The organism is Lachnotalea glycerini (assembly GCF_003201285.1).
GTDB lineage: Bacteria > Bacillota > Clostridia > Lachnospirales > Lachnospiraceae > Lachnotalea > Lachnotalea glycerini.
The window spans coordinates 916054-929278 of record NZ_QICS01000001.1 but is presented as its reverse complement, the minus strand read 5'-3'; the positions used below and the strand labels follow the sequence as shown (position 1 = coordinate 929278).

Here is a 13225-nt window from a genome sequence, read left to right as displayed (position 1 = left end):
GGACTTATCGGACTTATCCGCTTTTTTTTCTGTAAAAATATTATTCTTTCTTTAGAAGCATTTGTAAAAATGCCTGACTGGCAATGGATAACGGCCTGCCATTATTAGTAATGGCACATATTTCACACGGTGGCATTTTCTCTGTTATATTTAACTCAAATACAGTATGGTCTAATAAGCTTTTTCGTGCAAATTCATAAGGAGCGAAGCCAACACCCAAATCATTTTTGACCATGGGAGTAATCAAGTCGGCAGTTGCAAGTTCAATATCCGGTTTTAACTCATAATGATAGTCAAGAAAATATTTATCCAGAAATTTTCTGGTAAAGGTTCCCGCTTCCATACAAATCAGAGGATAATCACATAATTCCCTTAAGGAAACAGATCGCCCCTTTAGTTCCATAAATGCATCCGATGCGATTGCAACATATCGAAAAGAAGCAAGCTTGTGAACGGTAAGTTCAGTATCCTTTTCGTCCGTAGCCATTACTAAAATAGCAACGTCCATTAAGCCGGATTTAAGAAATTCAATCGTAGATGGAGTATTATTGTTTGCAATCTGTAATTTTATTTTCGGATGTTTGAGGCGGAATTCCTTAAGATATGGAAGTAAATAATGATGCAGCGTTGTCTCACTTGCTCCTATATGAATCACGCCGTCCGACAGAGAATTCATTGCATTTATTAGATCTTCTGCTTTAAAAATATGTTCACATGCAATTGAGACATGTTCATATAAAAGCAATCCTTCCGGAGTAAGTGTGACTCCCTTTTGTGAACGCAAAAAAAGGATACACCCAAGCTCTGCTTCTAGTCCATGAATGCAGTGACTGACTGTAGGCTGTGTAAGAAACAGTGCCTTTGCAGCAGCAGTTATATTTTGATATTTGGCAACATAATAAAATATTTTATAGGAATCAAAGCTTGCGGACAAAATAATACCTCCTTGTATCGTGTACCCTCTGACGGTTATCTTGCTGAAAATATTGAGAACAGTATAGTTACATAGATGTTATCTATGTAATAGATTAATAATATGCATTGTATTTATTGAATTATAAGTAGTATAATACCAATCGGAGTAACTAGCAAGCTGCAAACGATGAATGTAATTAAGAACATAGTAATTGTGCAAGGAAAGCGATTAAAGTTGCTGTGAATAATAAAATACATAACAGGAGGAAATTATGATAAAGGATTTGACAGAAGGAAAACCACAGGAAGTGCTATGGAAATTTTCAATACCAATGTTTATTAGTGTAATTTTTCAACAGATTTATAATATAGCTGATAGTGTTGTTGCAGGCAAATTTGCAGGAGAAGATGCCCTTGCAGCAGTCGGAGCATCCTATCCAATCACTATGATATTTATGGCAATTGCAATTGGAAGTAATATAGGGTGTTCTATTGTAATTTCACAATTTTTTGGCGCCAAAAAATACAAAGAAGTAAAAACTGCAATTGCAACAACTGTGATTGCTTCCATTATATTAGCAATTGTACTTACATTCGCCGGCTTATTTGGAAGCAAAGCATTGATGCTTATGATAAACACACCTAAAAATATCTTTACAGACGGAGCATTATATCTTAGAATTTATATAGGAGGTTTTTTATTTCTATATTTATATAATATTGCAACAGGAATTTTTAATTCACTGGGGGATTCTAAGACTCCACTTTATTTCCTGATTGCATCTTCCATAGGTAATATATTTTTAGATTTACTATTTGTTATTCAGTTTCATTTAGGAGTTGCAGGAGTTGCATGGGCAACCTTTATTGCACAAGGAGTTGCATGTTTATTAGCACTCATTTCAGTCAAAAAGCGTGTTATGGCTATAAAAACTGAAGGGAAAACACAGATTTTTTCTTATGAAATGCTACGTAAAATTAGTTTGATTGCTATTCCTAGTATTTTACAGCAAAGTTTTATTTCAATAGGAAATATATTTATTCAAAGCCTCATTAATGGGTTAGGTTCCTCCGTTATAGCGGGATACTCTGCTGCTATTAAATTAAATACCTTTACCATAACAAGCTTTACAACACTGGGAAATGGTGTGTCAAGCTTTTGTGCCCAGAATATGGGAGCAGGTAAATATGATAGGGTAAAGGAGGGGTTTAAGGCGGGTATTAAAATGTCTATGCTTGTGGCATTCCCATTTTTTATTGCATATTTTATATTTTCAAATCAAATGCTTGGAATGTTTATGAATAGTGAAAGTATTACAGCATTAAAAGCCGGGAAACAATTTCTTATGATTGTGTCGCCGTTTTATTTTGTAATATCAATTAAATTAATAGCTGACGGTATACTTCGCGGAGCGGGTGCTATGAAAGTATTTATGATAGCTACTTTTTCTGATTTAATTATCAGAGTTGTATTGGCTTATATTCTTGCACCATATTTTGGCTCTGCCGGTATTTGGACATCCTGGCCAATTGGCTGGTTAATCGGAGCATTGCTTTCATTTGGTTTTTATATAAAAGGATCATGGAGAAAAGGTGTAAAAATTAACTAACTATACTATTAAATAAGAGTAGAAAGGTGATAAAGCATGAATTATAGAAAATTTGGGAATATCATAGATAAAATTTCAGCTTTGGGTTTTGGAGCAATGCGATTACCAGTAACGGGTGAGGACAAACATATTGATGAGGAAAGAGCTATTGAAATGATTCGCTATGCGATAGACCAGGGAGTGAATTATGTAGATACCGCATATCCTTATCATAATGGTGAAAGTGAAATTGTTGTGGGGAAAGCTTTGCAAGACGGGTATAGAAAAAAGACTTATATTGCAACAAAATGTCCAGTCTGGGCTATTCATCAGGAAGAAGATTTTGATAAAATCTTGGAAGAACAGTTAATGAAGCTACAGGTAGAAAAAATTGATTTTTATTTACTACACGCTCTGGATAAAGATCGTTTAGAGAATAAAATAAAAAAATATAATTTAATTGAACATATGGAAAAGGCGAGAGAAGCAGGTAAAATTAGTTATATAGGCTTTTCTTTTCATGATGAATTATCGGTATTTAAGGAAATCGTAGATTTTTATGATAAATGGGATTTTTGCCAAATTCAGTTTAATTATATTAATACAGACTATCAAGCGGGTTTAGAAGGGCTTGAATATGCAGCAAGTAAAGGACTTGGTGTTATTATAATGGAGCCGTTGCTGGGCGGAAAGCTGGCTAATCCATACGATAATGTGGCAGAGATTTTGTCTGATCAGAAAACACCTGTAGAATGGGCGTTGGATTTTGTATGGAATAGGCCTGAGGTTGCTTTATTGCTCAGTGGTATGAGTACCATGGAGCAGGTTAAGGATAATCTTTGCTATGCAGATCAAAGCAACGTTTCCATGCTTCAAGCGAAGGAGCTTGATATGTTAAAGGAAGCGAAAAAGGTATTTGATACCCAGGCTTTGGTTCGTTGTACAAAATGTGCTTATTGTTTGCCATGTCCTGTTGGTATCAATATACCGGAGCTGTTTGAGTTATATAATAAAAGTGCGGTGATTGGGATTGATCAGGCAAAGGAATTATACAACGGCATAAAAATAAAAGCAAATCAATGCAGGACATGTAAGCATTGTGAGATAGAATGTCCACAGCATATAGAAATAAGTCAGGTAATGAAAAAAATAAGTGCATCCTTTTAGAAAATACAAAGAATGAAATTGACTTTTAATGATATAAGTGTTATATTTTATATAGAATTGAATACGGATGAAAAAGGTGCCTAATGCATAATGTTTTATGTTGTTTAGGATAATAGGGAAATGGGTGCAAGTCCCATACGGTCCCGCCGCTGTAAAGATGGAGCTATGTTTACAAAAAGTCACTGCAATAATGTGGGAAGGCAAAATGTAGCATTGATATCTGAGTCAGAAGACCTGCCTTTTGATACGTGATTATAAAAGCTGCGGAGTACAGCATGTTATAATAGAGAAATAAAATTAAAGATCTTAGCGCTGCTTATTAAAAGCTGCTTAAGATATATTTTAAATCTATTTACAAATCACGTAGTAAAAAACGTGAATGTAGGTGGATTTTTTTTATTCTATAGAAAAACCAAGTTACAGTATTGTGAAAAAGGTATTAATTCTATAGAATAAAGGCACTACGCGTCTAAAAAATACACACTTCGAGGTAGAGGTATGTGCTTATAGGCTCGCTCAAGCACTTTCTTACTTATAAAATTGATGTAAATTATTATTAAGTGAAAGTGATCTTGTGCCAAAGGCCAATATATTTATATGATATCATTACTACAGGAGGGAAAAATGAAGAAGCAGGAAAAAATTGTTATTATGATTCTTACAGGAATGGCACTAGGCTTTGGTATGGTACCCACAGTTAATGCTATGCATATCATGGAGGGATATTTACAACCGGCTTATTGTATTGCCTGGGGGCTTATTTGTATTCCATTCCTGGCAGCTGGAATCTTTCGTATTAAAAAAGTGGTTAATGAGCACCGAAAAACACTGCTTATTTTAGCAATGGCAGGTGCTTATACTTTCGTATTATCTTCTTTAAAATTTCCAAGTGTAACAGGTTCTTCCAGTCACCCGACAGGTACTGGCTTAGGGGCTATGATATTTGGACCTTCAACAATGGCTGTCATTGGGTTGATTGTATTGTTATTTCAAGCTATTTTATTAGCACATGGAGGCTTGACAACACTAGGTGCGAATACATTTAGTATGGCAATTGCCGGACCAATAGTAAGTTTTATCATATATAAGATTGGTATGAAATTCAAATTGAATAAGCATGTCACCATTTTCTTGGCAACGGCTTTGGGAGATTTATTTACCTATTGTGTAACGAGTGTTCAGCTAGGGCTTGCGCACCCCAGCAGTACCAGCGGTGTAGGTGGTGCTGTATTGGAATTTCTAGGAATATTTGCATTGACTCAGATACCACTTGCTATCATTGAGGGCTTTTTGACGGTAGCCGTATTCATAGGCTTAGAAACTTATGCAAAACCAGAACTTTCTGAAATCGGTTTTTTACAGGAGGTAAAATAGTATGACAAAGAATACGAAAATTATTGTTATTTTGATTGCGGCATGCGTTTTATTGACAGTGATACCGTTTCTTGTATCTAAGAATGCGGATTTTGGAGGCGCTGATGATGCAGCAGGAGATGTAGTAGCTGAACTTGCGCCAGATTATAAGCCTTGGGCAACACCAATTGCAGAGATAATTTTAGGAGGAGAACTTCCAGGTGAGACGGAAAGCTTATTATTTTGTCTTCAAGCAGCGATTGGCTCAGGTATCTTATTTTATGGCTTTGGATATTTAGTGGCGAGAAAAAAATATTCTAAAGAAGGTTAATAATATAAATGCACATTCATTTTAATAAAAAACATAGAAAATATCACAAGCATGGGGGAAAGACACTGGACATTGATCAATATGCAGTACAATCAGGATTGGTAGATATGAATCCTGATTTAAAGCTGTTGACAGGGGTATTATCTCTTGTGCTATGTTTAATGTCTCCCAATGGAATTACGGCGATTGTTGTTGCTGTTTTCATGCTCTATATTACTTTATATCATGGAAAACTCAAAGCATTGCAATATTTTAATCTGATTCTCATCCCCCTGTTTTTTATTACGTTAAGTGGACTCGTTCTGCTAGTTGATTTTTCAAAGAAAAAATTTGGATTTTTCAATATCTCAATACTAGGCGGTTACTTAATTGTTACTCAAACCAGTATGAAAACCGCTTTTCTTGTAAGTACGAGGGCTCTATGCAGCATAACTTGTCTGTATATGATTAGTCTGTCGACACCTTTGTTTGAAATTATAGGGGTACTTCGAAAATATAAGGTGCCGGAAATTATAATTGAGTTAATGTATTTAATCTATCGTTTTATATTTATTTTATTAGAAGCCTATCATAATATGAAAACAGCGGCAGATACCAGACTTGGGTATTGTAATATAAAAAGATCCTATTATTCTTTTTTTGGAATCTGTTCTAATTTATTTGTCATTGCATTTCAAAAGGCTTCCAAAAGTTTTGATGCAATGGAGGCAAGAGGATATAATGGGAATCTTAAGTTTTTAGAAAAAGACAAGCCGGTTAAAAGGCTTCAGATTGTCTTTTTCTTATTTTATTGTTTCATAATGTTTATGATATTAGTACTGGAAAGGATAGGAATATGGCAGAAAATATTTTGAAAGTGGAAAATGGAACCTTTTCGTATGAAGAAAACAGATTTGCAATTCATAATGTTAACATGGAAATTAATGCAGGTGAAAAAATAGCTGTTATTGGGAATAATGGAGCCGGTAAATCTACCTTTTTTCTTGCATTAAATGGAGTGATTAAGTTGGATAGCGGAGACATCTACTTTCATAATGAAAAACTGGAATATAGAAGAAACAGTCTTTTAGAGTTACGTAAGAAAGTCGGAATTGTTTTTCAAAATCCAGATGAGCAGATGATTGCATCTACAGTTGAGGGAGAAATTTCTTTTGGATTATATAATGTTGGCTATCAAAAAGAAACGGTAAGAAAAAAAGTTGACGAAATAATGGAACGATTAGAGTTGAAAGAATATAGTACCAGACCTCCGCATTATTTAAGCGGGGGAGAAAAAAAACGTGTCAGCATAGCAGATATTATGGTAATGGAGCCTGAAATAATTTTATTTGATGAACCAACTGCGAGCCTTGATTGCAAAAATATTCAATTATTTAAGAAACAAGTTAATGAATTACATGAAAAAGGAGTTACTTTGTTAATATCTACGCATGACATGAATTTTGTTTGGGAATGGGCGGATCGTGTGATTGTTTTTTCAAATGGTACCATCATTGCGGATGATAAAGCAGAAAATATTTTCTCAAAAGAGGATATCGTAGAACAGGCTGCACTTCAAAAACCAATTTTATTTGATTTTGGCATAAAGAGCATCAGCATTTGACTAAAAATAATTTAAGAAAAGAAAATAAATAAAAATTTTTTGCTATTCCCTTTTGTAGAATACGAAAAAAATGTCACTTTTGTTAGAATACGAAAAATGTTGATTCCTAAGGAAAATTGCGCTATAATAACGATAATTATTATTAAATAAAAGGAGTAATGCATATGAAAGGAACAGTAGTATCAACGTGGGTACAGTCTGGACGGCAGCTGTTTGGCGATAAAGTAGTAAATGATGCTCTGATTGGCAATGGATTGTCGAGTGATTATATTTTTTCTCCTTTAGAGGATGTTAAAGATGAAATTGCTAAAGGAATTGTATTAAAAATAGGAAGTTATGTAGGAAAAGACAGTAAAGAAATCTGGAAAACCATGGGTGAGGAGAATATAAAAACCTTTAGTACGAATTATCCAGGATTTTTTAGACATGATACAGCATATCAGTTTTTGAAATCAATGAATGACGTTCATGTGATTGTTGTAAAACGTATTAAGGGTGCAGTACCGCCCATTCTAGATATTACACCGATATCAGCAAAAGAGGTTATTTTTACCTACCGTTCAAAGAGAGCTATGGGAGATTACTTAGCAGGTCTAATCAGTGGTGTGTCCAAATATTTTCATGAAGAGATTAAAGTTGATTTTGTTAGTCAAAAAGATGGTGAGCTTCAGCTAAAATTAACCTTTGAAAAAGAAATACAAACAAAAAAGAAATTTAGATGGAATCTTTTATTTTCTTTTGGCATAATTACGGATGTTTCTGTTAAGGCAGCGTTGCTAAACACACTAATTGTCTTAATCATTACCTTGATTATGCCAATTAGTACGATATATTCGCTCATTATAAGTGGGGTCACTTTTGTTGCTGCATTTTTTACATCAAAATTATTTAATCGTCCAATTGAATTGATTTTTGAAGAAATTAAGAAATTAAGAAATCGAAATTATGCAGAACCTGTTATTTTGAAATCAAAAGATAAGTATGAAATATTTATGGATGAATTAAATGAATTAAAAATAGAGGTTCAGAAAGACTTTATTGGATTTAATGCAATTGTAGATGAAATGAACACGTTTAATTCAGCAATAGAAAATATTGCAAATACAATGCAAAGCGCATCTAATGATATTACAGACGTTTTGGATGAGGTAGCTGTAGCTGCAACCAACCAGGCGGAGGATACAGGTAAAGCAATTGTTGTGTTAAGTGAAAGTATTGAAAATGTAACTCAGATATCCAATGACAGTCAGGAGAATAAAGATAAGATTGAAGATGCTGTAGTAGGAATAGAAGAAAGTTTTCATAATGTGAAGTTGACTGCTACCGAGATTGATTCAGTTTTACATAAGTTTAGCGAAATTAGAAGAAGCGGTAATGAGTTAAAGGATAATGCTACTAATATTACGAAAATTGTATCAATTGTTTCGGCTATTGCACATCAAATTAACTTGCTTGCATTAAATGCTTCCATAGAGGCGGCAAGAGCTGGTGAATCAGGTAAAGGCTTTGCAGTAGTAGCAGAAGAAGTTAAAAAGCTATCGGAGGAGACGAACCAGGCAGTAGAACAAATTAATAGCAGCCTGACTAATTTCATAACAAGCATTAGTAATGTGGTAGAAGCAATTGATGTTCAATATGTGGTATTAGAGCAACAAAATACTAAGCTTACTGATGCAGTAGGAACTTCTAAACTGTCAAATGACAGATTAAAGTCTGTATCCGAATTAATGATACAAACCTCGCATAATTTAAAGATAGAGGCTGATAATATTACAAAGGTATTTGATGGTATTCAAAACCTAGCAGCTATAGCAGAAGAAAATTCGGCGGCAACCGAAGAGGCCAGTTCAAATGTAGCAATTTATGTAGATCAGATTACAGAGCTTACTAAGCAAATCGTAGTTTTTGATAAAATGATAAAGAATTTTCAGGAAGATTTAAGTAAATACCGGGTTTAACAAAAAAGGAAGTTCCTCACTTTAAGAAGTGGGGAACTTCCTTTTTTGTAGGCATCTAAGTTTTCTACGAAATACTATGAAGTAAAAAGGCTTATACTCTCTTTGATACAGGAATGATAACAAATATCAACTGTTTGTAATAAAAAAATAAAAATATAAGATAGGGTTTGAAAAAAGTTTAGTCTTGTATTATAATTTAGTTATAAATAAAATAATTTACAATATAATAAAATTAGAATACTTAATATGAAATAATTAGGAGGGTATTATGGCAAATCTATATATTAATGAGAACAAGAAGCTAGGGCATATTAATCCTGAACTATATGGTCATTTTGCAGAACATTTGGGAAGGTGCATTTATGGAGGTATTTATGTTGGAGAAAATTCAAGCATACCGAATACAAATGAGATAAGAAAGGATGTAGTAGCTGCTTTAAAAGGAATTAAAATTCCTGTACTGCGTTGGCCTGGAGGCTGTTTTGCAGACGAGTATCATTGGAAAGATGGAATCGGAGCAAAGGAAAGCAGAAAAAAAATGATTAATACTCATTGGGGCGGAGTCGTTGAAGATAACAGTTTTGGTACGCATGAATTTTTGGAATTGTGTGAACAGTTGGATTGTAAAGCATATATTAATGGTAATATGGGTAGCGGAACCGTTTCAGAAATGTCTGAATGGGTAGAATATATTACCTTTGAAGGGGTATCCCCAATGGCTGATTTAAGAAAGGCAAATGGACACGAGAAGCCTTGGAAAATTGATTATTTCGGTGTTGGTAATGAAAATTGGGGTTGTGGAGGTAATATGCGTCCACAATATTATGCTGATGAATACAGAAGATACCAGACATATATTAGAAATTATAAGTCCAATGAGAAAATTTCTAAGATTTGCTGCGGGGCTAATGCAGATGATTATGACTGGACAGAAAAGGTTTTAAAGACTACATTTGACCATGCACCAGCAAATATACACGGATTTATGGATGGTTTATCTTTACATTATTATACCCTGCCAAATAACTGGGAGAACAAGGGGCAAGCGACCAAATTTAATAAAGATGTATGGTACAAGACTTTACATAAGGCGTTATTTATGGAAACCTTAATTAATAGGCACAGTTTGGTTATGGATCAATATGACCCAGATAAGCTAATAGGTATGATTGTGGATGAATGGGGCTGTTGGTACGATGTAGAGCCTGGTACGAATCCAGGATTTTTGTATCAGCAAAATACAATGAGAGATGCATTGGTGGCTGGTTTAACCCTTAATATATTTAACAAGCATTGCGATCGTGTGAAAATGGCTAATATTGCGCAGATGATTAACGTATTACAGGCGGTTATCCTTACCGAAGGTGAAAAAATGATTCTTACACCAACTTATCATGTATTTGATATGTATCAATGCCATCAGAATGCAGAGCTTGTGGACAGCTACATCGATGCTACATTTATAGGTATGGATAATGAGAACCAGGTGCCTAATTTACAAGAGTCTGTGTCCATGAATAAAGATGGAAGCATTAATATTACGATTAATAACCTTTCGGCGGACGAAGCTTATGAGGTTCAAACGATATTTACTCAAAAGCAGATAAAGAGTGCTACAGCCTGGATACTCACCAATGAAATGACAGCACATAATACATTTCAAAATACTGAAAAGGTGCATATTGAGAAGTTTGATGAGATAGAAACGAATGGAAAGGAATTAAAATTTAAAATTTTGCCATGCAGTGTTATGAAAATCACGATTATTTAAGGCTTAGTTAGACATTCATTATAAAAAAACAGTGAAATCTATTAAAATTAAAATATTTTAATACAATTCATAAAAAATGTATTAAAATAGAATAATACGATGTAGGTATAGATTACGTAGCTGATAATGTATAGAAATGAGTGCCTGTAATGGTCTGATGAGGGGAGGCTGCATGTTGGAACGCTTAAAGAAAATGCTAATAGTGGATGATGTAAGCTTAAATCGTGCTATTTTAAGTGATACTTTCATGAATGAGTATGATGTTTTACAAGCAAAAAACGGAATTGAAGCCATGGATATAATCAAAAGGTATAAGGATGAAATAATTATCGTCCTGTTAGATTTACTAATGCCGCTTAAAAGTGGTTATGAGGTATTAAAAGAAATCAAAAGGGATCATGATTTAAACCATATATCAGTTATTGTATCTACAGCACACAATGATGTTGAAAGTGAACTAAATGCATTGCAGCTTGGAGCAGATGATTTTGTCAACCAACCCATTGTTCCCGAAGTGATTAAATTTAGAGTAAACAATATTGTTTCAAAAAAAGAATTAGAATTATTAAGGGAAAAAAATCGAATCTTAGAAATAAATCGGAGAAATGAAGAAATTTACAGATCTATAGTTGAACAAGTAGAGATTATTGTTTTTGAGTGGACACCAGAAAACGGAATTGAATACATGATAGAAGGCAATATGCAATTTGTATTTACAGACCGTGTGTTTTTAATAAGTAATAAGCAGATGACATATAATGTACTGGAAATATATAAGGAGGATGAGTTAAAGCTTGTTGATTTTATAAACAAATTGAAAACTGGAAATAAGGTAAATGAAGTAATAATACGATTAAAGAAAGAGTCGGGTACATTTGTATGGTGTCGTATATTGACAAACAGCTTTTATGATGACCAGAATCAATTAATCAGGGTGATAGGAACTATCAATAATATTGATGAGCAGGTAAAGGCTCAAAATGAACTGGTGTATAGAGCAGAGCATGACGATATTGTGGATTGTTATAATCGTAGAACGTTTCATACAAAAGTAGAAGAATTATTTTTAAATTATCCAAATAATAAGTTTGCTATTATAACCATGAATGTTAAGAAATTTAAAGTGATTAATGATGTCTACGGTACTCAGACTGGTAATCAGGTTTTAAAAAAGATTGCTGATATTATAAAACAAAGTATGGGTTTATATGACTTGTGCAGTCGAAATCATAGTGATATATTTAGTATTTGTATGATGTATCATAATGATGATCAGATATTAGACATGATACATAATATAGAGATGCAGGCTAAAAGGAAGCTTTTTAAATACAAGATTGAATTTTCTTTTGGAATTTGTCCTGTAGAACATTTGGAAACACCGATCAATAAGCTTTCAGATATGGCGACTTTTGCACTATTTACTATAAAGGATAGTATTTTGACAAATGTTGCTTTCTATGATTCTAAAATAAGAAAGCAAGAAAATGAAGTAAGGGAAATGGAGGATGAGATGGAGGATGCCCTTTTGAATGGCGAATTTGTTGTATATCTTCAGCCAAAGCATAACATTTCCACCGGAGCTATCATAGGAGCAGAATCGCTTGTAAGATGGAATCATCCTCAAAAAGGGCTGATCCTTCCAAATAAATTCATTCCGCTATTTGAAAATAATGGTTTTATTGTTAAATTAGATGAGTATGTCTGGGATGAAACCTGTAAATTAATGAGAAAATGGATGGATAAGGGAGGTAGAGAAATTCCAGTTTCTGTAAATGTTTCTCGTATGCATATATACGATAGTGAATTGTGTAGTAAGCTTTTGAATATAACAAAAAAATATAATGTGAGAAATGAGCTCTTAGAACTGGAACTGACCGAAAGCATCTTTATAGAGAATACTTCGGTTTTATTTGAAATAATGAATCAGATTATGAATCAAGGATTTCGATTTTCTCTTGATGATTTTGGAACAGGATATTCTTCTTTAAGTATATTAAAAGATGTGCCAATCAGCGAGATAAAACTAGATCGTGAATTCTTTAATGAGCCAGGCAGCAGGACAGACAGTAAAATAATTATAAAACATATCATTGAGATGTCGAATGCACTTGGTATTACAGTAGTAGCAGAAGGGGTAGAAACGAAAAAAATTTCAGAAGAATTACTTGAAATGGGTTGTTCTATTGCACAAGGATTTTATTTTTCAAAGCCTATGCCAGCAAAAGAGTTTGAAAAGCTGTTATTTCATTAAAATATCTTAACAAATTATCCCAAAACCATTGACAATATATTTGTCCGGGTAATATAATAACAAAGACGTTGAATTTAAGATAACAAAGAAAGAGAGGTAAAAATATGAATCATTTAATTTTAACACAATATGAAGTTTACAATTTAACAGTTTTAAATGAATGTAAGATTACCTCTATAGTACTGCATTAAATACGAATTAACATATAATTATGTTAATGAAAATTAGTGTAAATATTAGGTCACGGCATCTTGCTGTGATCTTTTTTGCTGTATAATGGGAAA

The 13225-nt window shown here is 33.4% G+C and carries 10 protein-coding genes and 1 riboswitch; of the genes, 9 read left to right on the top strand and 1 reads right to left on the bottom strand.

Annotated elements, in window-relative coordinates:
• Window positions 1–40: 40 nt before the first annotated feature.
• Complete coding sequence (locus C8E03_RS03905; RefSeq protein WP_094377910.1) at window positions 41–934, bottom strand: LysR family transcriptional regulator; 894 nt, start codon at window positions 932–934, stop codon at window positions 41–43.
• Between the two features lie 253 nt (window positions 935–1187).
• Between C8E03_RS03905 and C8E03_RS03900 the strand changes: the two genes are divergently transcribed.
• The 9 genes from C8E03_RS03900 (at window position 1188) to C8E03_RS03860 (ending at window position 12941) form a co-directional block, all read left to right on the top strand.
• Complete coding sequence (locus C8E03_RS03900) at window positions 1188–2525, top strand: MATE family efflux transporter (RefSeq protein ID WP_110290326.1); 1338 nt, start codon at window positions 1188–1190, stop codon at window positions 2523–2525.
• Window positions 2526–2561: 36 nt separating this feature from the next.
• Window positions 2562–3671, top strand: a complete 1110-nt coding sequence (locus C8E03_RS03895) for an aldo/keto reductase (RefSeq protein WP_094377912.1) — start codon at window positions 2562–2564, stop codon at window positions 3669–3671.
• A 57-nt stretch (window positions 3672–3728) separates the two neighbouring features.
• Window positions 3729–3927: riboswitch (cobalamin riboswitch) on the top strand.
• 368 nt (window positions 3928–4295) lie between these two features.
• Complete coding sequence (locus C8E03_RS03890; RefSeq protein ID WP_094377913.1) at window positions 4296–5045, top strand: energy-coupling factor ABC transporter permease; 750 nt, start codon at window positions 4296–4298, stop codon at window positions 5043–5045.
• 1 nt (window position 5046) lies between these two features.
• Window positions 5047–5355: an energy-coupling factor ABC transporter substrate-binding protein gene (locus C8E03_RS03885; RefSeq protein ID WP_094377914.1), complete on the top strand. Its 309-nt coding sequence runs from the start codon at window positions 5047–5049 to the stop codon at window positions 5353–5355.
• An 8-nt stretch (window positions 5356–5363) separates the two neighbouring features.
• A complete protein-coding gene (cbiQ, locus tag C8E03_RS03880) occupies window positions 5364–6209 on the top strand; it encodes a cobalt ECF transporter T component CbiQ (RefSeq protein ID WP_094377915.1) in 846 nt (281 codons plus the stop codon).
• Entirely contained in the window at window positions 6191–6958 is a 768-nt protein-coding gene (locus C8E03_RS03875) for an energy-coupling factor ABC transporter ATP-binding protein (RefSeq protein ID WP_094377916.1), read from the top strand. The genes cbiQ and C8E03_RS03875 overlap by 19 nt, the downstream gene beginning before the upstream one ends.
• A gap of 164 nt (window positions 6959–7122) precedes the next feature.
• A complete protein-coding gene (locus tag C8E03_RS03870; protein ID WP_170122884.1) occupies window positions 7123–8916 on the top strand; it encodes a methyl-accepting chemotaxis protein in 1794 nt (597 codons plus the stop codon).
• Between the two features lie 268 nt (window positions 8917–9184).
• The gene (locus C8E03_RS03865) at window positions 9185–10687 is read left to right on the top strand and encodes an alpha-N-arabinofuranosidase (RefSeq protein ID WP_110290325.1); all 1503 of its coding nucleotides are present in this window, start codon (window positions 9185–9187) and stop codon (window positions 10685–10687) included.
• A gap of 172 nt (window positions 10688–10859) precedes the next feature.
• Window positions 10860–12941, top strand: coding sequence for an EAL domain-containing protein (locus C8E03_RS03860; RefSeq protein ID WP_170122883.1), 2082 nt, complete (start codon window positions 10860–10862; stop codon window positions 12939–12941).
• Window positions 12942–13225 lie beyond the last annotated feature (284 nt).